This is a genomic window from Streptomyces toxytricini (genome assembly GCF_014649915.1).
Lineage (GTDB): Bacteria > Actinomycetota > Actinomycetes > Streptomycetales > Streptomycetaceae > Streptomyces > Streptomyces toxytricini.
Genome location: NZ_BMTY01000032.1, coordinates 38,676 through 59,969 on the forward strand (window position 1 = coordinate 38,676; position 21,294 = coordinate 59,969).

Consider the following 21,294-nt stretch of genomic DNA (forward strand, 5'->3'; position numbering starts at 1 on the left):
CGCGTCGTCCGGTGCCGCGCATCGCAAGGCGGAGGGCCGCCTCGTACGGGGGTACGCGGGCGGCCCGGCAACGCGGCGAAGCGCGGTGCCGGACGACGCGCGTGTGGGGCGCCTCCCGGCGGAGCCGGGGCAGCAAGATCCGGAGAGAGGGCCTGAGGCAGGGCCGGGCACGGCCCGCGTCAGCCGAAGAGCGCGGCCTGGGCGGATTCGGCCGCGGCGAGGCGGGCGCCCGCCAGGACCGCTGCGTCGCCGAGGGCGGTGGCGCGAACCTCCGTCGGGACCGGGCTGAGGGCGGCGAGGCGGCGGGCGGTGCGGTCCGCGAGGGCGGGTCCGCCCGCGTGGCCGAGTTCGCCGCCGAGGACGACGCACCCGGGGTCCAGGACCGCCGCGACGGCCGCCGCGCCCAGGGCGAGGCGTTCTGCCAGGGCGTCGAGGAAGGCCTCTCCGGCGGCGCCCGCCACCGCTTCGGCCACCGGCCCGGTGAAGCCGTGGTCGGCGGCCAGGGCGGCCACCGCGGCCCGCCCGGCGAGCGCGTGGAAGCCGCCCTCGCAGCCCGCGGCCGAGGGCAGGGAGCCGGTGCCGGGCACGGGCAGGAAGCCGATCTCTCCCGCTCCGCCCGAGGCGCCGCGCCGCAGCCGGCCGTCGAGGACCACGGCCGCGCCGACGCCCGCACCGAGCCACAGCAGCACGAAGGAGCCGGTGTCCTGCGCGGCGCCGGCCCGCTGCTCGGCAAGCGCCGCGAGGTTGGTCTCGTTCTCCACGGAAACCGCGGCAGGCAGCCGCCGACGCAGGGCTGCGACGAGGTCGCGGTGCCATGCCGGCAGCCCGGCGGTGCTGCGCAGGCCGCCGTCGCCCGGGGCCACCAGGCCGGGCGCGCCTACCACGACGGTGTGCAGGGGGTCCGCTCCGGCCTCCCGGGCCAGCTCCTCCAGGACGTCCACGGCCTCGTCAACGGCGTCGACCGGGAGGGCCGCCCGGGCCAGGGGCCGGCCCAGCAGGTCGGTGACGACGGCGGTCGCGCTGTCCGTGCGCACGTCCACGGCTGCGAGGTGCGCCCGCCGGGCGACGATCCCGTACAGCCGGGCGTTGGGGCCGCGGCGCCGGGCGCCGGCCTCGCCGACGACCTCGACCAGCCCGGCCTGCGCGAGCCGTTCGACGAGGTCGGCGACGGAGGGCCGGGACAGGCCGGTCATCTCCTTGAGCTGAGCGGCCGTCAGCGGGCCTTCGTCCCTGAGGAGTCGCAGGGCGAGGCGGTCGTTGAGGACGCGGGCCGTGCTCGGCGAGGCGGGGGCGGTGGCGGGGGCCGGGGCGGTCCGGGCCTGGGCGGCGGTCACGGCCCCCATCCTAGGCAGTGCGGCCCCCTCACCATCAGGCAGGCTTCCTGATAGTTTGATCGGCATGACCGGCGAAACCGCATCCAGTCCGGCGCGCCTGCGCTCCGCACGCCTCGCCATCGCGGCCGTCTTCTGCGTCCACGGCGCCGTCACCGGCTCGCTCGCCACCCGCATCCCGTGGATCCAGGAGCACGCCGGCCTCGGGCCCGGCGCCCTCGGGCTGGCCCTCGCCTTCCCCGCCCTCGGCGCGGCGCTCGCGATGCCTCTCGCCGGGCGGGTCAACCACCGGCTCGGCGCGCGGACCGCACTGCGCGTCCTGCTCGCCGCGTGGACGCTGTCGCTCGCCCTGCCGGCCCTCTCCCCCGACCTGCCCGCGCTGTGCGCCGCACTGCTGGTGTACGGGGCCGCGTCCGGCATGTCGGACGTGGCGATGAACGCGCTGGGCGTGGAGACGGAGAACCGCGTCGGCCGGTCGATCATGTCCTCGCTGCACGGGATGTGGAGCGCGGGGGCCCTGATCGGGTCCGCTGCGGGTACCGCGGCCGCGCACCTGGGTGCGGACGCCCGCTGGCACCACCTGCTCGCGGCGCTCGCCCTGACCGCCGCCGGACTGGTCGCCGCGAACGGGGTACTGGACCTGCGCAGCCCGGAGGACGAGCCGGCGCCGCCGCACTTCGCACTGCCGCCGCGGTCGGCGCTGCTGATCGGCACGGTGGGCTTCTGCGCGGTGTTCGCCGAGGGGGCGAGCCTGGACTGGTCCGCGGTCTACCTGCGGGACGTGCTGGACGCGGACGCCGGCCTGGCCGCGGCCTGCACCACCGCGTTCGCGCTGACGATGGCCCTGGCCCGGTTCGCGGGCGACCGGGTGGTCGACCGGTTCGGGCCGGTGCGCACGGTCCGGGCGGGCGGGGTGCTGGCCACGGCGGGCGGGCTGCTCGTGGTGGCCGCGCGGCACCCGGCGGCGGCCATCGGCGGCTTCGCGCTGATCGGGCTCGGCGTGGCGGTGGTGGTGCCGCTGGCCTTCGCGGCCGCGGCGCGCAGCGGCCCCGAGCCGGCGCAGGCGATCGCGGGTGTCGCGACGATCACGTACACGTCCGGGCTGATCGCGCCGTCGGCCATCGGCGCGGTGGCGGATGCGACGTCGCTCGTGGTCTCCTTCGCCCTGGTGACCGCGCTGGCCGTGGTGCTGACCGCGGGCGCGTCCGTCCTGCGGCCACGGGCCGCCGCCGGCGGGAAGGGCGCCCCCGCCAACCGGGGCGAAACCACTGGTATACGGCCGTAATATGACGCTGGCCGCACCGGCCGGCCGTGGTCCGCGCGCCCGACGTCCGGTACGGCGGGCATGCTTGGCGGACCGGATCGACGGAAGTGGTGGGACATGGGCCTCGGCGTGGGCTGGACGCTGCACGGAGACGGGCGGACCCCCGCCCCCGGAGCGGTGGTGCGGCCGGACGAGCGGCTGTCGTGGCCGCGTACCGCGGGGCTGGGCGCCCAGCACGTCGTGGCGATGTTCGGCGCGAGCTTCGTCGCGCCGGTCCTGATGGGCCTGGACCCCAACCTCGCCATCATGATGTCCGGCATCGCCACGGCCGTCTTCCTGCTGGCGACCCGCGGCCGGGTCCCCTCGTACCTGGGCTGCTCGCTGTCGTTCGTCGGCGTCGCCGCGGCGATCCGCGCCTCGGGCGGGGACAGTGCGGTGGTGACCGGCGCCGTGTTCACCGTCGGGGCCGCGCTGTTCCTGGCCGGCCTGGCCGTGCAGCGCTTCGGCGCGCGGATCATCCACGCGACGATGCCGCCTGTGGTGACGGGCGCGGTGGTGATGCTGATCGGCTTCAACCTGGCGCCGGTGACGGCCTCGACGTACTGGCCGCAGGACCAGTGGACGGCGCTGCTGGTGATGCTGTTCACCGGGCTGGCCGTGGTGTGCCTGCGCGGCTTCTGGTCGCGCATTGCGATCTTCCTCGGGCTGATTTTCGGCTACGCGGTCTCGGCCCTCTTCGACCTGGTCTTCGGCAAGATCCACTCGCCGGCCGGCGGCACGGAGGCCGTCGACCACTGGCGGCTGGACCTGTCCGGCGTCGCGAAGGCCGACTGGATCGGCCTGCCCTCCTTCCACGCCCCGCAGTTCGAGTGGTCGGCGATCCTGATCGCGCTGCCCGTGGTGATCGCCCTGATCGCGGAGAACGCCGGGCACATCAAGGCCGTCGGCGAGATGACCGGCGACCCCCTCGACGACACCCTCGGCACGGCCATCGCCGCCGACGGCGCCGCCTCGATGCTCTCCACCGCGGTCGGCGGCCCGCCGAACACCACGTACTCCGAGAACATCGGCGTCATGGCGGCGACCCGCGTCTACTCCACGGCCGCCTACTGGGCGGCGGCGGGATTCGCCCTCCTCTTCGGCCTGTGCCCGAAGTTCGGCGCGGTCGTCGCCGCGATCCCCGGCGGGGTCCTCGGCGGGATCACCGTCATCCTGTACGGCATGATCGGGCTGCTCGGCGCCCAGATCTGGCTGAACGGCCGCGTGGACCTGCGCAATCCGCTGAACCTCGTGCCGGCCGCCGCGGGCATCATCATCGGCGTCGGCGGGGTCGAGCTCCGCATCACCGACACCTTCGTGCTCGGCGGGATCGCCCTCGGCACGCTCGTGGTGATCACCGGCTACCACGCGCTCCGCTTCTTCGCCCCCGCCCACCTGAAGGAGCAGCCGCCGCTCCTCGACGCCGGCACCTCCGACTACGACCGCGAGGACGGCCCCGCTGCGGACGGCGCCGGCGGCGCCGCGGAGGGCCCGTCCGGGCAGGACCCGCGCCCCTGACCCCGGCGGCGGCTCCCGCCGCGAACCCCCGCCCCCGTGCGCCGCGTTCGCCCGAACCGGGGAAGGACACGGCCAAGTCCCCCGCTCGCGCGCCGCGGCCTGCCACCCTCCCTCCATGGAAGCGGTGCTCGCGCGGATGCGCGCCCTGGACGAGCGGCTCCCCGCGCGGGACGGCGTCGCCGTCTTCAACCGGGTCTACCTGACGGTCACGGAGACGCTCGACGAGCGCATCCGCCGCGGGGAATTCCCCGCGCCCCGGCAGGCGCAGACGCTGAGCGTCCGGTTCGCCGAGCGGTACCTGGCCGCGGTGGAGTCGGAGCGCGCCCCGGCCTGCTGGCGGCCGCTGCTGCAGTACCGCCGCCACCCCGGGGTGCGCCCCCTGCAGCACGCGCTGGCGGGGATCAACGCCCACATCGGCCACGACCTCGCGCTGGCGGTGGTGTCCGCCTGCCGGTCACTGGGCTGCGAACCGCGGGCGCTGGAGGCGGACTTCGACCGGGTCGGCGACACCCTGGTCTGCCTGGAGGAGCGCATCCGGGAGGACCTGATGCCCGGGCCGGACCTGCTGCAGGTCGCCGACCCGCTGACCCACCTGCTCGGCTCGTGGAGCCTGGAGCGCGCCCGCGGCGCCGCCTGGTCGGCGGCCCGCCTGCTGTGGCGCCTGCGCCGCACCCCGGACCTCGCCGAGGAGTTCGCCGAGTCGCTGGACGCCGGCGTCGGCCTGGTCGGCCGCTGCCTGCTGACCCCGACGGGCCGCGCATGAGGACGGGCCGCCGCCGCGCTGTGCACGCGGGGGCGGCCCGTGGTCACGGGGAGCCGGGAGGTCAGTCCTCCGGCAGCTCGACCGGGGCGATCTCGTCGTAGACGTCGCCCGGGCCCGGGTTGGTGGCGTCGGTCTCGCCGCCGAGGTGGTGCATGACGCCCCAGACGGCGTTCAGGGCCGTCTGCACGGCGCCCTCGGCCCAGCCGGCCGTCCAGGAGATGTCGTCGCCGGCGAGGAAGATGCCGCGCTTGTCCTCCGGCAGGCGGTCCTGCATGAAGTGCGTGAACAGGCGCCGCTGGTAGCGGTAGTGGCCGGGCAGGTTCGCCTTGAACGCGCCCATGAAGTAGGGCTCGTTCTCCCAGGAGACCGTCACCGGGTTGCCGATGATGTGGCGGCGGATGTCGACCTTCGGGTAGATCTCGCCGAGGGACTTCAGCATGACCTCCATCCGCTCGTTCGCGGACAGCGGCAGCCACTTCAGGCTGTCGTCGCACCAGGTGTACGACAGGCAGATGACGGCCGGCTGGTCGGGGCCGTTGTCCAGCAGGTAGGTGCCGCGGGTCATCCGGTCCGTCAGCGTCATCGACATGGTGTCGCGGCCGGTCTCCTCGTCCTTGTCGAGCCAGAACGGGCGGTCGACGGGGATGAAGAGCTTGGAGGACTCCATGTAGTGCGTGCGCTCGATCGCCGTCCAGTGGTCGATCGGGAACAGCGAGTCGTCGCACGCGATCTTGGACAGCAGCATCCAGGACTGCGCCGTGAAGATCGCGGCGCGGTAGGTGCGGATGTCGCCGGAGGCGTCGGTGACCGTGATGCGGTTGCCGGCGGTGCGGTGCAGGCGGGTCACCGCCGGGCGCGGGGTGCCGTCGTGCAGGGAGGACAGCGAGGTGCCGGGCGCCCAGTGGACGATCTTCTCCGGCTCGCGCTCCCACAGGCGCAGCGGCAGCTGCTGGGAGCCGCCGACGATGCCGCGGTGGTGGTCGTCGGCCTCGGTGTAGACGACGCGGAGGATCTCCAGGATGGAGTTCGGGAAGTCGGTGTCCCAGCCGCCGGTGCCGAAGCCGACCTGGCCGAAGATCTCGCGCTTGCGGAAGGACTTGAAGGCCTCCGACTCGCACAGGTAGCCGTAGAAGGTCTGGTTGTCGAGCTTCTCGACGAGCTTCGCCCAGATCTCGCGGATGCGCGGGACGTCCCGCTCGCGCATCGCGGTGTTCATGTCGGAGAAGTCGGCGCCCTCTTCGAGGCAGGCGTTCCACGCGTCGGCGACGTCGCGGTAGATCTGCGGGAGGTCGGCGATCGTCTCGGCGTAGTGGGTCTCGCCCTTGAGGTCGACGACCGTCGAGGGGGTGGCCTCGGCCAGCGGGTTCGGGAAGGGCTCCGTCTGCAGGCCGACGAGGTCGATGTAGTGCTGCAGGGCCGTGGAGGAGGGCGGGAAGCGCATGGCGCCCATCTCCGCGGTGAGGCCCTCGGTGCCCGGGCCCTCGAAGCCGACGGTGCGCAGGCGGCCGCCGATCTGGTCGGCCTCGTACACGACGGGCTTGAGGCCCATCTTCATCAGCTCGTACGCCGAGATGATGCCGGACAGGCCGCCGCCGATGATCGCGACCTCGGTGCCGTGCTCGGTCGCCGGTATCTGGCCCAGGCCCGCCGGGTGGGCGAGGAAGTCGTCGTACGCGTACGGGAAGTCCGGGCCGAACATGGTGATCGGCGGCTGGCCGTCGCTGTGCGGGACGGCGGTGGGCACCGTGGACGTCATGGGGTACGGCTCCTTGCAGGTGGGGCTGGGGGAGGGCTCGGGCCTCGGGCCCGGGGGCGCGTCGGGCCGGGGGTCAGACGAGGGAGGCGTAGAGCCCGGGGCGGCGGTCGCGCAGGTAGGGGTTGTTCTCGCGCGAGGCCTGCAGGAGCTCGGGGTCGACGTCGCCGACCACCATCTCCTCGCCGCGGCCGGCCCGGGTGCGGGTCACCCCGTCGGGGTTCGCCAGGCAGCTGAGCCCGACGAACTCGAACTCGCCCTCGGGGCCGGTGCGGTTGACGTACGCGATGTACATCTGGTTCTCGAAGGCCCTTACGGGGACGAGCTGTTCGGCGACGAACTGGAAGGGGTGCATCTGCGCGGTCGGCACCAGGAGGAGGTCGGTGCCGGCCAGGGCGTGGGACCGGACGTTCTCCGGGAACTCCACGTCGTAGCAGATCATGATGCCGACGCGGAGGCCGCCAAGGTCCGCCTGGACGACGGGGGTGTCGCCGGGGGTGAAGGCGTCCTGCTCGAAGCAGCCGAAGAGGTGCGTCTTGCGGTAGTTCGCCAGGCGGGCCCCGTCGGGGCCGACGAGCTGCGCCGAGTTGTGGACGGCGTCCCCGTCGCCGCGCTCGGGGTAGCCGTACAGGACGGCGACGCCGTGGCGGCGGGCGATCTCGCCGATCGCGGTGGCGGAGGGGCCGTCGGCGGCCTCCGCGAGGGCCGCGATCTCCTCGACCGGCAGCGCGTAGCCGGTCAGGAACATCTCGGAGGTCACCAGGAGCCCTGCGCCGGTCTCGGCGGCACGGGCCGCTGCCTCGTCGAGAGCCTTGAGGTTCGCGGCGGTGTCGCCGAGAACGCCGGAGCTCTGGAGGAGGGCGGTGCGCAGCGCGGGCATGGGCTACCTCTGTGACAGGTGGGGTGGGTCCTACGACGGTACGTTTTCGTGTTCGATCCGGACAAGGCGTGACCGTTGCGGTGACAGCATCGATTCGTTGCGCGTTTGGCCTGGGGTGCGGTGATTCGTTGCGCGGGGTTGCGGGGCCCCTGGGGGGGGTGCAGGGGCCGGTCCGCTGGAGGGCCGGGCATAAAGGGGCCGGTGGCCGGTGCTGTGGTGGGTGATCGCCGTCCGCAGCAGCCGTCCGGCGGGTGCCGGCGCGCCCGCGGAGAGGAGCCCAGGCCCCATGTCGCCCGTGTCACCCGATGCCGAGACCGAGACCGAGTCCGGAACGGCGGCGCCCGTCCGCGCCCTCGACAACCCGGTGTGGGCCGCGCTGGCCGGCCCGCACGCCGGTCTCGCCGAGCTGGGGCCGGCAGGCCTGGCCGCCCGCTACGCCGTGGACGTCTCGCCGTTCGCGGCGCTGGCCGATCCCCCCCCGGCGATCCGCGCGGATGGGCCGATCTGGCGGCGCTGGCCGGGCCGGATGCGCCGGTGTGGCTGACCGGCCTGCCGGTCCCGCCCGGGGACTGGACGACGGTGGCCCGGTTCGGCGGGGTGCAGATGGACGGTACGGCGGTACGGGCGGAGCACGACGCGGAGGCGGTCCGGCTGGGCCCCGCGGACGTGCCGGAGATCATGGAGCTCGTGGAGCTGACCCGGCCGGGTCCGTTCCTCGCGCGGACCGTGGAGATGGGCACGTACCTGGGGATCCGGCGGGGCGGCCGGCTCGTCGCGATGGCGGGCGAGCGGATGCGGCCGCCGGGCTGGACGGAGATCAGCGCGGTGTGCACGCACCCGGACCACCGTGGGCAGGGCCTCGCCGCCCGGCTGGTGCGGGCGGTCGCGGCGGGGGTCGCCGAGCGCGGGGAGCGCCCGTTCCTCCACGCCGCGGCCGACAACACGGGCGCGATCGGCCTGTACGGGGCGATGGGCTTCACGCTGCGCCGCCGGCCCCTCTTCGTCGGGCTGCGCACGCCCGCCGCCTGAGGCCGGCGCGCCGGCGGACGCGGGCCGGTGGGAACGCGCCATCCGGGACGGTCGGGCAGACGGCACGTTTCGCGTCCCGCACAGCGGGTCACACGCGGAAACGTCGACGACCGAATTCCGAGGAGGGGACCACCATGACCGACGTCTCGCGGCTGCCCGGCGCCGCCGTCCACCACTGGCAGTGGCAGCTTCGCGCCGCCTGCCGGGACCTGGGCCCCGGCCGCTTCTACCACCCGGCCGGCGAACGCGGCCCGGAGCGGGAGGACCGGGACGCGGCCGCGAAGCGGGTGTGCGCCGTGTGCCCGGTGCGCACCGCCTGCCTGGAGCACGCGCTGCGGACCAGGGAGCCCTTCGGGGTGTGGGGCGGGCTGACCGAGGAGGAGCGCCGGGAACTGCTGGGCCGCCGGTCCGCGTCGGCGCGCGGCGTGCCCGTGGCAGCCGGCGGCGGCCGGTGAGGGCGCGTCCCGCCGCCCCCGGGGTGCGCGGGCGCGCGGAAGGCCCCCGGCAGGTGCCGGGGGCCTTCGTCGTACGCGTGCCCGTACGGCCTGGTGGGCCTATGCGGGGGCGCCGGAGGTGAAGCGGCGCAGCAGCGGGGAGAGGACGAGCACGGACTTGGTGCGCTCCACGAAGGGTTCGCCCGCGATGCGCTCCAGGACCCGCTCGAAGTGCCGCATGTCGGAGGCGAAGACCTGGACGAGGGCGTCCGCGTCGCCGGTGACGGTCGACGCGGACACCACCTCCGGGTACCGCTCCAGCCCGCGCCGGATGTCGTCCGGCGAGGTGTTGTGGCGGCAGTAGATCTCGATGAAGCCCTCGGTCTCCCAGCCCATGGCGGCCGGGTCGACGCGGACGGTGAAGCCGGTGATGGCGCCCTCCGCCCGCAGCCGGTCCACGCGCCGTTTGACGGCCGGGGCCGAGAGCCCGACCTCGGAGCCGATGTCCGCGTAGGAGCGGCGGGCATCCTCGGCGAGGGCGTGCACGATGCGTTCGTCGAGATCGTTCAGTCGCACTGCGGGTGGATCACATTTCTGCTGTGGCCAGTCGGGAGCGGCGGACGCCGTACATGAAGTAGACCACGATGCCGACGGCCATCCAGACACCGAACGCGACCCACGTGGCGACGGGCAGGCTGTACATCATGTAGCCGCAGGCGAGGAAGCCGAGGATCGGCGTGACCGGGAACAGGGCGACCTTGAAGGTGCGCGGCATGTCCGGCTTGGTGCGGCGCAGGATCACGACGGCCACGTTGACCAGGGCGAAGGCGAAGAGGGTGCCGATGCTGGTGGCGTTGGCCAGCTCGCCGAGCGGGATGAAGGCCGCGAGGGCGCCGCAGAAGAGGGAGACGATGAGCACGTTGGCGCGGGGGGCGCCGGTCTTCTCGTCGACCTTGGCGAAGACCTTCGGGACGAGGCCGTCGCGGGACATCGCGAAGAGGATGCGGGTCTGGCCGTAGAGGACGGCGAAGACGACGGACGCGATGGCGACGACGGCGCCGGCGGCGAGGACGACGCCCCAGAAGGTGCCGCCCGTGACGTCGGTCATGATCTGGGCGAGCGCGGCCTCGGTGCCCTCGAAGTCCTGCCACGGCATGGCGCCGACCGCGACGAAGGCGACGAGGCAGTACAGGACGGTGACGATGCCCAGGGAGAGCATGATCGCGCGCGGCAGGTCCTTCTTCGGGTCCTTGGCCTCTTCACCGGCGGTGGAGGCGGCGTCGAAGCCGATGTAGGAGAAGAAGAGGGTGGAGGCGGCGGCGCTGATGCCGGTGATGCCGAGCGGGGCGAGCGGGGCGTAGTTGCCGCCCTTGATGCCGAGGACGCCGATGCCGATGAAGAGCAGCAGGGTGACGATCTTCACGACGACCATGATCGTGTTGATGCGGGCGCTCTCCTTGGCGCCGCGCATCAGGAAGACCATGGCGAGCAGGACGACGACCAGCGAGGGCAGGTTGATGAAGCCGCCGTCGCCCAGCGGGGCGGCGGAGAGCTTCTCGGGGATGGTGATGCCCAGCATCCCGTCGAGCAGCTCGTTGAGGTACTGGCCCCAGCCGACGGCGACCGCCGAGACGGAGACGGCGTACTCGAGGACGAGGCACCAGCCGCAGACCCAGGCGATGAACTCGCCCATGGTGGCGTAGGAGTAGGAGTACGAGGAGCCCGAGACGGGCACCGAGCCGGCCAGCTCCGCGTAGGAGAGGGCCGAGAAGAGCGCGGTGAGGCCCGCGACGATGAAGGCGATCGTGACGGCCGGACCGGCCTTGGGAGCCGCCTCGCCGAGCACGACGAAGATGCCGGTGCCGAGGGTGGCACCGATGCTGATCATGGTCAGCTGCCACATGGTGAGCGAGCGGCGCAGCGTGCCGCCCTCACCCTGGCCGCCCTCGGCGACCAGCTGCTCCACGGGCTTGCGGCGCAGCAGCGGGTTCACAGGCTTGCGCTTCTCCTGGGAGAGCGGGGGCGCCTGGCCGTGATCGAGCACGAGGGGACTCCTTTGACACTGCGGAGGGGGAATGAGGCATCGACCGCAGCGGTCCGGGCAGGACGCAGACATGAGTCTGGGCATGGGGGGACCGCCGAGCAGGCGGTCCGCGCCACTCCACGTACAGCGAGTGAGCCTACGAGCAGAGTGATACCGCCCGTAATGCACCATCCTTGCACATTGGCGCACGATCGTTGCACGGATCCGTCCGGAATGGACCTTTGTTGCGTACGGATGATCGATCGGTGCGCAGGAGACCGGAGGGCCACGTTGTGACGCACCGTCAGCCATCCCGCCGTACGGCGCTCCCGGACACCCCCGGGACGACCGGCTGGCTCGATCCGGAACCCTTCCTGCGCGGGGTCGCCTGGCTCGACAGGGGCCGCCCCGTCCGGGCCGACCCGGCCGACACGATGCGGCTCCCCTGGGACACCGGCCGGCGCGCCGACCTGCCGATCGGGGTGCGGCTGGAGTTCACCGCGCCGGACGCCGCCGCCGTCGAGATCCGCTACCGGGCCGAGGCCCCCGGCCCCGCCCCCGACGCGATGCGGAACCTCGCGCACGTCTTCGCCCTGTGGGACCGCAGCGGACTCCTCGGCGAGGTGTGGGCCGACCCGGCCGCCGGGGGCGCCGTCCGCATCCCGCTCCCCGCGGGGCCCGGCCCCTTCACCGTCCACCCTCCCGAGGCGTGCTCGCCCCGCGTCCTGGCCCTCCGCGGGATCGGCGGCCCCCTCTCCCCCGCCCCGCCCGCGCCCCGCTGGGTGGTGCACGGCGACTCGATCACCGAGGGCTGGTGGTCCACCCGGCCCGCCCACGGCTGGCCCGCCGTCGCCGGCCGGGCCCTCGGCTGGGACACCGTCAACCTCGGCTACGCCGGCGCCGGGCGCGGTGAACTCGCCACCGCCGAACAGCTCGCCCGCCTCCCCGCCGATGTCCTCACCCTCGCCTTCGGCACCAACTGCTGGGCGTGCGTGCCCCATTCACCGCCCCTGCTGTACGAGACCACCCGCGCGTTCCTGGACCTCGTCCGCCAGGGCCACCCCCGCACCCCCCTGCTGCTGCTCTCTCCCGTGCTCCGGCCTGACGCCGAGGACACCCCCAACCGGCTCGGCGCCACCCTCGGCGACCTGCGCGCCGCCATGGAGCGGGCCGTACGCGACCGGATCGCCGCCGGGGACGCGCGCCTGGCCCTGCTCCCCGGCCGCGACCTGCTGCAGCCGGGGCACCTGGCCGACGGACTGCACCCCGACGACGAGGGACACCGGGTTCTCGGCCTTGCTGTGGTCACGTCCCTGCGGCGCGCCGGGTTCGACGCGGCTTGAGTGAAACAGCCCACACCGAAGCCGTTGAACAGACCGGGCCCCGCACGGCGTGTCCTTCGCACAACTGCCGGCGCACCGCACACCGCGGAGCCGCCGCGGACGGACACACCGAACGGGAGAGACCACCATGGGCATCAAGCGCGGGAGCACCCTGGCCGCCGTCGCCGCCGTCGTCGCACTGACCGCCACGGCCTGCGGCGGGAGCGGCAGCAGCGACGCCGGATCCGCGAAGCCGGCCGGGGCCGCCGCCCAGGCGGCCGGTGCCGGAGCCGACTCCGGCTACGGGTCCGATTACGGCTCCGGCGCCGGAGCGGGCTCCGGCTACGGTGCGGCGGGCGACGCCGGCGCCGGGAGCGGGCCCGCGGGGCAGCTGGCGGTCGCCGAGACCGACAAGGCCGGTCCCGTCATCACCGACTCGGCCGGGCTCACCCTCTACCGCTTCGACAAGGACACCGCCGAACCCCCGAAGTCGAACTGCGACGGCGACTGCGCCAAGGCCTGGCCTCCCGTGCCGGCCGGCGCCGGTGCCGCCGCCGGCATCGACGCCAAGCTGCTCGGCGAGGTCGTCCGCAGCGACGGCACGAAACAGCTGACCGTGGCCGGCTGGCCCGCGTACCGCTACGCCAAGGACACCAAGGCGGGCGACGTCAACGGGCAGGGTGTCGGCGGCACCTGGTTCGCCCTCGCGCCCGACGGCAAGAAGGCGGCGAAGCCGGCGGCGGGCGGTGGCGGTACCGCCCCCGCCCCCGCCACTCCGGAGCCGAAGCCGGAGGGCGCGCAGCCCGTCCAGGCCGGTCTCTCCGTCGCGACGAACCCCAAGCTGGGCGAGCACGTCGTCGACGGCAACGGGATGACCGTCTACCGCTTCAAGCCGGACAGCGCCTGGCCGATGGTCTCCAAGTGCACGGGCGACTGCCTGGCCAAGTGGCCGGTCGTACCGCCGGTGGACAAGGCGAACGTGAAGGGCATCACGCTGAAGAACTTCTCGGTGCTGGACCGCCCCGACGGCAGGAAGCAGCAGTCCATCGACTGCTGGCCCGTGTACACCTTCGCCGGCGACAAGAAGCCCGGTGACGCCAACGGGCAGGGTGTCGGCGGCCAGTGGTACGCCATCTCCCCCGAGGGCAAGCTGATCACCGCCTCGTAACCGCCGGCCGGACCGCCCTCCCCCTCCCCCCACGCACGGACCGCGCGGCCCCCCGCTCCCCCTCCCCCAGGCGGGCGGGCCGCGCACCCGTTCCCCCGCCGCGCGCCCGTCCCTAGACTTCCGTCGCATGCTGCGCGTACTGGCCGTCGACGACGAGAAGCCGCTCCTGGAGGAGTTGCTGTACCTGCTGCGCTCCGACCCCCGGGTGGTGAGCGCCGAGGGCGCCTCGGACGCCACCGGGGCGCTGCGCCGGATCACCCGCGCGCTGGAGACCGGGCCCGACGGGCCGGACGGCATCGACGTCGTCTTCCTCGACATCCACATGGCCGGGCTGACCGGCCTGGACATCGCCCGCCTGCTGGCGGGCTTCGCGCGTCCGCCGCTCGTCGTGTTCGTCACGGCGCACGAGGGTTTTGCCGTGCAGGCGTTCGACCTGAAGGCGGTGGACTACGTCCTCAAGCCGGTCCGCCCGGAGCGGCTGGCCGAGGCCGTCCGCCGGGCCTGCGACCAACTCACGCGCACTGCGGCCCGCCCGGCGGAGCCCGGCGGCGGACCGCCCGCGCCGGCCGCCCCGGCGCGGCACGGGGCGGGGGCCGGGCCGGCGCCCGCCGGGAGCACCGCGGACCGCGCAGCGGACCGGGGGGCGGAGATCGCCGTCGAGCTGGGTGGCGTCACGCGCTTCGTGCCCGTCGCCGACATCGCGTACGTCGAGGCCCAGGGCGACTACGCCCGCCTGCACACCGACGCGGGCAGCCACCTCGTACGCATCCCCCTGTCGACCCTGGAGGAGCGCTGGGCCGAGCGGGGCTTCGTCCGCATCCACCGCCGCCATCTGGTGGCGCTCGGCCGGATCGAGGAACTCCGGCTGGACTCCGGCACGACCAGCGTCCGCGTCGGGTCGGCGGAGCTCCAGGTCAGCCGTCGCCACGCCCGCCAGCTGCGGGACCTGCTGATGCGCCGGGCGACGGGGTAGCCGATCCGCCGGCGCCGGCCTCGGGCAGGAGGAGGGCGGAGGCGGCGTGGACGGTCAGCCGGATCGGCAGGAACGCGGTTGCGTCCAGGCGCGGTTCGCCGGTCCCCGGGTTGAGCGCGTAGCGGGGGTGGGCCGCGGCGGCGACCTGCCAGCGGATGCGGTGGCCGGGCTCGAAGCGGTGGGCGGTGCTGCCCAGGGCGACGCGCACCCCGGTCGGGCGGCCCGGATCGGCCCGGACGGATGCGATGCCGTCGCAGACGTTCACGGAGCGGCCGTCGGGGGCGACGTCGCAGAGCCGGGCGAAGACGTCCGTGTGCCCGGTGTCGGTGGAGACCGCCATGCGGGCCGTCACGGGGCCGAGGATCTCCACGGCCTCCTGGAGCGGCGGCCCCGTGAACACCAGGACGTCCTCGCGGCCCTCCGCTGCGCGCGTGTCGCGGGCGCCGGCGGTGCGGGAGAGGAGCCGGCCGCCGACCGACGGGGCGGGGTCGTCCGGGTCGTGGCGCAGCGAGGCGAGCGGCTCCTGTCCGTCGGCCGGAGGGTAGGCGGAGAGGCCCGCGCCGGGGGCGGCGTACCAGGCGGTGGCGGCGGGCGGCTCGGACGGCCAGTCGGCGAGGTCGCGCCACTCCTGGGCGCCGCCGGTGTGGACGCGGACAGGGGTGGGCCGCAGCCCGGAGGGGTCGTCGTGGAGGTGGGCGCGCAGCCAGGCGAGGGCGTCCGCGAACACCTCGGGCAGGCCCTGCCCGAGCGCGGAGGCGTGGGTCCACGGCCCGACCAGCAGGCTCACGTCGCAGCCGGCCCGGCGAAGGCGCCGGTACTGCTCCAGCGACTGTTCGGCGAGGAGGTCGTGCCAGCCGGTGACGAGCGCGGTGGGCACGGTGACGCGGTCCAGGGAGGGCGCGAGGTCGGCGCCGTCCCAGAAGGCGTCGTCCGGGTCGGGCCGCTCCATGACCTCCTCCAGCCAGGGGATCTCGCCGAGGGCGTCCCGGTGGGCGCCGCGCAGCGGGCGGGCGGTGGTGACGGCCCCCAGCCGGCGCTGCAGCCGGAGCATCGCCTTGACCAGGGGGAGCACGCCGCGGTGCTGGTAGGTCATGGCGGTCCCGCCGGCCAGCATCGCGTCGAGGTTCGGCACACCGCCGGCGTGGTAGCAGCCGTGCGGGTCGTGCAGGCCGAGCTGGACGACCATCGCCTTCAGCTCGGGCGGCGGGTCGAGGGCGAGGGCCCACTGGGTGTAGCCGAGGTAGCTGGGGCCGATGGTGGCGAGCCGCCCGTCGAACCAGGGCTGCCCGCGCAGCCACTCCACGGCGGCCTGTCCGTCGGCGGGTTCGTTGCGCCAGAGGTGGAAGGTGCCGCCGGAGCCGCCGGTGCCGCGGCAGCTCTGCACGACGACGTGGAAGCCCTGCTCGGCGAAGAGCAGCCCGTACAGGGGGGACCAGGGCAGGGTCCTGCCGTACGGGGTGCGGACCAGCAGCGTCGGGAAGTGTCCCTGCTCGCGCGGGAAGTAGTGGTCGGTCAGGAGGGGGCTGCCGTCCGCGGCGGGCACGGGCAGGCCCGGCTCCCAGCCGACGGCGTGGCGGCGGGGGGGCAGGCCGCGCCAGGTGCTCCGCATCAGGCGGGCGGAGAGCGGCGGCTTGCCGGTGGGCGGCGTCCAGGGCTTCCGCGTTCGGGGGCCGGGGACGGCGGTGGCGGGGGATCGGGGAGGCAGGGGCATGGCGGTGGCATCGCCCTTCTTTGCGTACGGTGTACTACGTACGACGTACGTTAATGCGGGGCGGTGGTATCCGGCAAGGCCCGCACCCGGCGTCGCCGCGCGACGGACCGGCCCCGACCGCCCGATGGCCGGGCCCCGACCGCCCGCCGCCGCGTCCCGTCCGTTCGTCGCGCCGCGCGCCGCGTACGGCGCCCCGCCCCCGCCGTCGGCCGCACCGCTCCCCCGCCGCCCCCGCCGGCGCCCCCGGGCCGCCCTATCGTGGGAGCGACGTCACCAGGGGAGGGTGGGCGGATGGCCGACATCCAGGCGCTGCTCGACGCCGTGGCGGGGCTGCCCCGCGCCCGGCCCGCGGGACCCGACGAGGCCGAGGCGCTGCTCGCCCGGCTGCGCAGCGCCGCCGCCCGCTGGGCCGACGTCCTGTACGAGGCCGGCGAGGGCGCGGGCAGGCAGCTCCCGCCGCGCGCCGAGGCCGCCCTGAAGCTGGCCTTCCGGCGGGCCGAGGACTCGTACGTGGAGCTGGAGATCGCCCTGCGCGACTGCACGGAGCACCGGGGCGCGGCGAGCTGACCGCCCCGCCGCCGCACCGGCGGGCGCAACCGGCCGGGTGTGGCCGGAGCCATGCCCCGGAAGCGCCGGATCACGCCTGTTGCCACTCGCGCACCGTGCGTAGACTCCGTCACCCCTCCCCCGGCCGAAGGACCTCCGTTGAACCAGGCGTACGCGCTGACCGCGGTCACCGCCGTCGTCCTGGCCACGGTGCTGGTCGGCGCGCTGGGGCTGCGGATCTCCCGCACCACGTCCGACTTCTACGTCGCCTCCCGCACCGTCGGCCCCCGCCTCAATGCGGCCGCGATCAGCGGGGAGTACCTCTCCGCGGCCTCCTTCCTGGGCGTCGCGGGGCTGGTGCTGCTCCAGGGGCCGGGGATGCTCTGGTACCCGCTCGGCTACACCGCCGGCTACCTGGTGCTGCTGGCGCTCGTCGCGGCCCCGCTGCGGCGCTCCGGGGCGTACACCCTGCCCGACTTCGCCGAGGCGAGGCTGGAGTCCCGGGCCGTGCGCCGGATCTCCGTGCTGTTCGTGGTGGGCGTCGGCTGGCTGTACCTGCTGCCGCAACTGCAGGGCGCGGGGCTGACGTTGGAGATCCTCACCGGGGCCCCGCACTGGGCGGGCGGCACCGTCGTCGCCGTCGTGGTGACCGCCGCCGTCGCCGCCGGCGGGATGCGGAGCATCACCTTCGTCCAGGCCTTCCAGTACTGGCTGAAGCTGACCGCCCTCCTCGTGCCCGCGTTCTTCCTGCTGGCCGCCTGGGCCGCCGACGGCGCCCCGCGGGCCTCCTTCGACGCCCCGGCCGTCTTCCGCGAGCACACCGCCGTCACCCTCGCCGAGGACGTGCGGCTGACCCTGGACGCGCCGCTGGCGGTGACCGCCACCGGCCGTGTCGACGGGCGCACCCACACCGCCGAACCGCTCACCCTCTCTCCCGGCGAGCACCTCGTCGGGGCGCGCACCCGACTGGAGTTCGCGCCGGGCACGCCCGTCCCGCAGTCCCGTACGGCGGCCGGGGCGGGCGCCTCCCGCTGGTCGGAGCCGCTGGCCTGGGACCGCGGGGACGGCCCGGCGTCCGGCCTGTACGCCACGTACGGGCTGATCCTGGCCACGTTCCTCGGCACCATGGGCCTGCCTCACGTCGCGGTCCGCTTCTACACGAGCCCCGACGGGCGGGCCGCACGCCGCACCACCCTGGCCGTGCTCGGCCTGCTCGGCTCCTTCTACCTCCTGCCGCCCCTGTACGGGGCCCTCGGCCGGACGTACGTCCCCGAACTCGCCCTCACAGGCGACGCCGACGGGGCCGTGCTGGTGCTGCCCGAGCGGCTCCTCGGCGGGCTGCCGGGCGACCTGCTGGGGGCGCTGCTCGCGGGCGGGGCGTTCGCCGCGTTCCTGTCGACGGCGTCCGGGCTGACGATGGCCGTGGCCGGGGTCCTGCACCAGGACGTCCTGCCCCGGCGGGGGCTGGGCGCCTTCCGCATCGCGGCCGTCGCGGCGATGGCGGTGCCGCTCGCCGGGAGCGTCGCCCTGGCCGACGTGCCGGTCGCGGACGCGGTGGGGCTCGCGTTCGCCGTGTCCGCGTCCTCCTTCTGCCCGCTGCTCGTCCTCGGCATCTGGTGGCGCGGGCTCACCCCGCCGGGAGCGGTCGCCGGGCTGCTCGCCGGCGGCGGGGCCGCCCTGGGAGCGGTGGCCGCGACGCGGACGGGGGCCGCCCCGCAGGGCTGGGTACACACCCTGCTGGCCTGGCCCGCCGCCTGGTCCGTGCCGCTGGGCTTCCTGACGATGGTGCTGGTGTCGCTGGCCACGCGCTCGCGCGTGCCGGCCGGGACGGCGGCGACCCTGGCCCGGCTGCACCTGCCCGAGTCCGTGGCCGGCGCCCGCCCGGGCGGTGCCCCGTGAGCGCGGCGCTCGCGGCGGCGTGCGCCGCGGCCGCGGCGGCCCTGCTGGGCGCGGGCTGGGCGGGCGGCCGGTGGCATGCCCGGCGCGCAGAGCGGGCCTCCGGGCCGGCCATGGGGACTCCGGTGGAGCGGGCGACGTTCCACACCCTGCACACGGCGTCGCTGGCCGCTCCCCCGCTGCGCGCCGGCCTGACTGCGGACTCGGCCCGCAAGGCGGCCCGCCGGCTGCGCTCCCTGCTCGGTACGGAGGCCCTGTGCCTGACCGACCGGGAGGCGGTCCTCGCCTGGGACGGCCCCGGGGCCGACCACCACGGCGAGCGGGCGGTGGCCCGGGTGGCGGCCGTGCTCGACTCGGGGCGCAGCCTCAGCGTGCGGACGGGCTGCGAGCGGCCGGACTGCCCGCTGCGGTGGGCGGTGGTCGCCCCGCTGACCGGGGAGGACGGGGTGCTGGGCGCGCTCGTGGCGTACGGCTCGCGGGAGTCCGCGGTGCTGGTGCGCGCGGCGACCGAGGTGGCGCGCTGGGTGTCGGTCCAACTGGAGCTGTCCGAGCTGGACCGCTCGCGGACGCGGCTGATGGAAGCGGAGATCCGGGCGCTGCGGGCGCAGATCTCCCCGCACTTCGTCTTCAACTCCCTCGCGGCGATCGCCTCGTTCGTGCGGACCGACCCGGAGCGGGCGCGCGACCTGCTGCTGGAGTTCGCCGACTTCACCCGCTACTCCTTCCGCCGGCACGGCGAATTCACCACGCTGGCGGAGGAGTTGCGGTCGATCGAACAGTATCTGGCGCTGGCGGGGGCCCGGTTCGGGGACCGGCTCAAGGTGGTCCTCCAGGTCGCGCCGGAGGTGCTGCCGGTGGCCCTGCCGTTCCTGTGCCTGCAGCCGCTGGTGGAGAACGCGGTCAAGCACGGCCTGGAGGACTCCTCCGGGAAGTGCCTCGTCACGATCGCGGCCCGGGACGCGGGCGCGGAGGCCGTGATCACGGTCGAGGACAACGGGGTGGGGATGGACCCGGCGCTGCTGCGGCGGATCCTGGCCGGGGAGGCCGGGGAGCGGGCGGGGTCGTCGCCGGGGATCGGGCTGACGAACGTGGACGAGCGGATCCGGCAGGTGTACGGGGACGCGTACGGCCCGGTCATCGAGACGGGGGTCGGCGCGGGCATGAAGGTGACCCTGCGGATCCCGAAGTACCGCGCAGGCGTGCACAGCACCCCGCCGGGGCGGCTGCCGTGAGGGCCCGCGCCGGGGCCCCGTGACACGCCGGCGGCCCCGGGCCCGTGCCCGCGGAAAGCGGGTCGGGCCGGGGCCGCCGGGCGGGCCGTGCGAAGGGGTCAGCTCCAGCTGGCGTGCAGCGGCTTGCCCTCGGCGTAGCCGGCCGCGGACTGGACGCCGACGACGGCCTTCTCCGCGAACTCGGCCAGCGAGCCGGCACCTGCGTAGGTGCAGGAGGAGCGGACGCCCGCGATGATCGAGTCGATCAGGTCCTCGACGCCCGGACGCTGCGGGTCGAGGAACATGCGGGAGGTGGAGATGCCCTCCTCGAACAGCGCCTTGCGGGCGCGGTCGTAGGCGGACTCCTCCGAGGTGCGGTTGCGGACGGCACGCGCGGAGGCCATGCCGAACGACTCCTTGTACAGGCGGCCGTCGGCGGACTGCTGGAGGTCGCCCGGGGACTCGTAGGTCCCGGCGAACCAGGAGCCGATCATCACGTTGGACGCGCCGGCGGCCAGGGCCATCGCCACGTCGCGCGGGTGGCGGACGCCGCCGTCGGCCCACACGTGCTTGCCGTACTTCCTCGCCTCGGCGGCGCACTCCAGGACCGCGGAGAACTGCGGGCGGCCCACGCCGGTCATCATGCGGGTCGTGCACATGGCGCCGGGGCCCACGCCGACCTTGATGATGTCCGCGCCGGCGTCGACGAGGTCCTTGACTCCCTCGGCGGCGACGATGTTCCCGGCGACGATCGGGACCTGCGGGTCCAGGGCGCGCACGGCCTTGATCGCGTTGATCATCGACTCCTGGTGGCCGTGGGCCGTGTCGATGACGAGGGTGTCCACGCCGGCGTCGAGCAGCTGCTTGGCCTTGCCGACGTAGTCGCCGTTGATGCCGATCGCGGCGGCGATCCGCAGCCGCCCGGCGGCGTCGGTGGCGGGCGTGTAGAGGGTCGCGCGCAGGGCGCCCTTGCGGGTCAGGATGCCGACGAGGCGGCCGTCGGCGTCGACGGCGGGGGCCAGCTTGCGGTGGCCGGCGTCGAGCTTGTTGAAGGCCTCGCGGGCGTCTATGCCGGCGTCGATGAGCAGCAGCTCCTTCGACATGACCTCGGAGAGCTGCGTGAAGCGGTCCACGCCGGTCAGGTCGTGGTCGGTGACCACGCCGACCGGCCGGTTGTCGGCGTCCACGACGACGCCGGCGCCGTGGGCGCGCTTGGGCAGCAGGGAGAGCGCGTCGGCGACGGTCTGGGTGGGCGCCAGCGTGATCGGGGTGTCGAGCACGAGGTGGCGGGTCTTGACCCAGGAGATGACGTCGGTGACGACCTCGATCGGGATGTCCTGCGGGATGACCACGAGGCCGCCGCGGCGGGCGACCGTCTCGGCCATGCGGCGGCCGGCGATCGCGGTCATGTTCGCGACGACGAGCGGAATGGT

At 74.9% G+C, this 21,294-nt stretch carries 17 protein-coding genes and 1 pseudogene; 11 read left to right on the forward strand and 7 right to left on the reverse strand.

From position 1 onward, the window contains the following. Nucleotides 1–179: 179 nt before the first annotated feature. Nucleotides 180–1,343, reverse strand: a complete 1,164-nt coding sequence (locus IE170_RS30405; protein WP_189812694.1) for an ROK family transcriptional regulator — start codon at nt 1,341–1,343, stop codon at nt 180–182. A 55-nt stretch (nt 1,344–1,398) separates the two neighbouring features. Between IE170_RS30405 and IE170_RS30410 the strand changes: the two genes are divergently transcribed. The 3 genes from IE170_RS30410 to IE170_RS30420 all read left to right on the forward strand — a co-directional run bounded on the left by IE170_RS30410 (nt 1,399) and on the right by IE170_RS30420 (nt 4,915). After that, nucleotides 1,399–2,616, forward strand: a complete 1,218-nt coding sequence (locus tag IE170_RS30410; RefSeq protein WP_189812695.1) for an MFS transporter — start codon at nt 1,399–1,401, stop codon at nt 2,614–2,616. A gap of 96 nt (nt 2,617–2,712) precedes the next feature. Beyond that, nucleotides 2,713–4,152: a uracil-xanthine permease family protein gene (locus IE170_RS30415; protein ID WP_189812696.1), complete on the forward strand. Its 1,440-nt coding sequence runs from the start codon at nt 2,713–2,715 to the stop codon at nt 4,150–4,152. A 115-nt stretch (nt 4,153–4,267) separates the two neighbouring features. After that, complete coding sequence (locus IE170_RS30420) at nt 4,268–4,915, forward strand: DUF5995 family protein (protein ID WP_189812697.1); 648 nt, start codon at nt 4,268–4,270, stop codon at nt 4,913–4,915. A 61-nt stretch (nt 4,916–4,976) separates the two neighbouring features. On the opposite strand, the gene IE170_RS30425 is transcribed toward IE170_RS30420, so the two are convergent. Beyond that, entirely contained in the window at nt 4,977–6,671 is a 1,695-nt protein-coding gene (locus IE170_RS30425; protein ID WP_189812698.1) for a flavin monoamine oxidase family protein, read from the reverse strand. Between the two features lie 73 nt (nt 6,672–6,744). Next, entirely contained in the window at nt 6,745–7,548 is an 804-nt protein-coding gene (locus IE170_RS30430) for a carbon-nitrogen hydrolase family protein (protein WP_189812699.1), read from the reverse strand. Between the two features lie 286 nt (nt 7,549–7,834). Between IE170_RS30430 and IE170_RS30435 the strand changes: the two are divergent. Both IE170_RS30435 and IE170_RS30440 read left to right on the forward strand, forming a co-directional pair. Next, nucleotides 7,835–8,577, forward strand: a pseudogene (locus tag IE170_RS30435) (GNAT family N-acetyltransferase). 134 nt (nt 8,578–8,711) lie between these two features. Beyond that, the gene (locus IE170_RS30440; RefSeq protein WP_189812700.1) at nt 8,712–9,032 is read left to right on the forward strand and encodes a WhiB family transcriptional regulator; all 321 of its coding nucleotides are present in this window, start codon (nt 8,712–8,714) and stop codon (nt 9,030–9,032) included. A gap of 99 nt (nt 9,033–9,131) precedes the next feature. On the opposite strand, the gene IE170_RS30445 is transcribed toward IE170_RS30440, so the two are convergent. Next, a complete protein-coding gene (locus IE170_RS30445; RefSeq protein WP_007262967.1) occupies nt 9,132–9,587 on the reverse strand; it encodes an Lrp/AsnC family transcriptional regulator in 456 nt (151 codons plus the stop codon). A gap of 10 nt (nt 9,588–9,597) precedes the next feature. After that, the gene (locus IE170_RS30450) at nt 9,598–11,055 is read right to left on the reverse strand and encodes an amino acid transporter (RefSeq protein WP_229885302.1); all 1,458 of its coding nucleotides are present in this window, start codon (nt 11,053–11,055) and stop codon (nt 9,598–9,600) included. Between the two features lie 272 nt (nt 11,056–11,327). Between IE170_RS30450 and IE170_RS30455 the strand changes: the two genes are divergently transcribed. The 3 genes from IE170_RS30455 (at nt 11,328) to IE170_RS30465 (ending at nt 14,497) form a co-directional block, all read left to right on the forward strand. Then, a complete protein-coding gene (locus tag IE170_RS30455; RefSeq protein WP_189812702.1) occupies nt 11,328–12,377 on the forward strand; it encodes a GDSL-type esterase/lipase family protein in 1,050 nt (349 codons plus the stop codon). Nucleotides 12,378–12,504: 127 nt separating this feature from the next. After that, a complete protein-coding gene (locus tag IE170_RS30460) occupies nt 12,505–13,524 on the forward strand; it encodes an SCO0930 family lipoprotein (protein WP_189812703.1) in 1,020 nt (339 codons plus the stop codon). 127 nt (nt 13,525–13,651) lie between these two features. Beyond that, nucleotides 13,652–14,497, forward strand: a complete 846-nt coding sequence (locus IE170_RS30465) for a LytR/AlgR family response regulator transcription factor (protein WP_189812704.1) — start codon at nt 13,652–13,654, stop codon at nt 14,495–14,497. Here IE170_RS30465 and IE170_RS30470 read toward each other — a convergent pair. Then, nucleotides 14,439–16,106 (reverse strand): CocE/NonD family hydrolase, encoded by a 1,668-nt coding sequence (locus IE170_RS30470; RefSeq protein ID WP_189812715.1) that lies wholly within the window; start codon nt 16,104–16,106, stop codon nt 14,439–14,441. The two genes, IE170_RS30465 and IE170_RS30470, sit on opposite strands and share 59 nt — an antisense overlap. A gap of 393 nt (nt 16,107–16,499) precedes the next feature. Here IE170_RS30470 and IE170_RS30475 point away from each other — a divergent pair, with 393 nt between their 5' ends. The 3 genes from IE170_RS30475 to IE170_RS30485 all read left to right on the forward strand — a co-directional run bounded on the left by IE170_RS30475 (nt 16,500) and on the right by IE170_RS30485 (nt 19,882). Then, a complete protein-coding gene (locus IE170_RS30475) occupies nt 16,500–16,775 on the forward strand; it encodes a hypothetical protein (RefSeq protein ID WP_189812705.1) in 276 nt (91 codons plus the stop codon). A gap of 138 nt (nt 16,776–16,913) precedes the next feature. Beyond that, the gene (locus tag IE170_RS30480; RefSeq protein ID WP_189812706.1) at nt 16,914–18,653 is read left to right on the forward strand and encodes a sodium/solute symporter; all 1,740 of its coding nucleotides are present in this window, start codon (nt 16,914–16,916) and stop codon (nt 18,651–18,653) included. Next, nucleotides 18,650–19,882, forward strand: a complete 1,233-nt coding sequence (locus IE170_RS30485) for a histidine kinase (RefSeq protein WP_189812707.1) — start codon at nt 18,650–18,652, stop codon at nt 19,880–19,882. Before IE170_RS30480 ends, IE170_RS30485 begins: the two co-directional genes overlap by 4 nt. A gap of 98 nt (nt 19,883–19,980) precedes the next feature. Here IE170_RS30485 and IE170_RS30490 read toward each other — a convergent pair. Beyond that, nucleotides 19,981–21,294, reverse strand: a 1,314-nt coding sequence (locus tag IE170_RS30490; RefSeq protein WP_229885303.1) for a GuaB1 family IMP dehydrogenase-related protein, incomplete at its 5' end; no start/stop codon positions are given.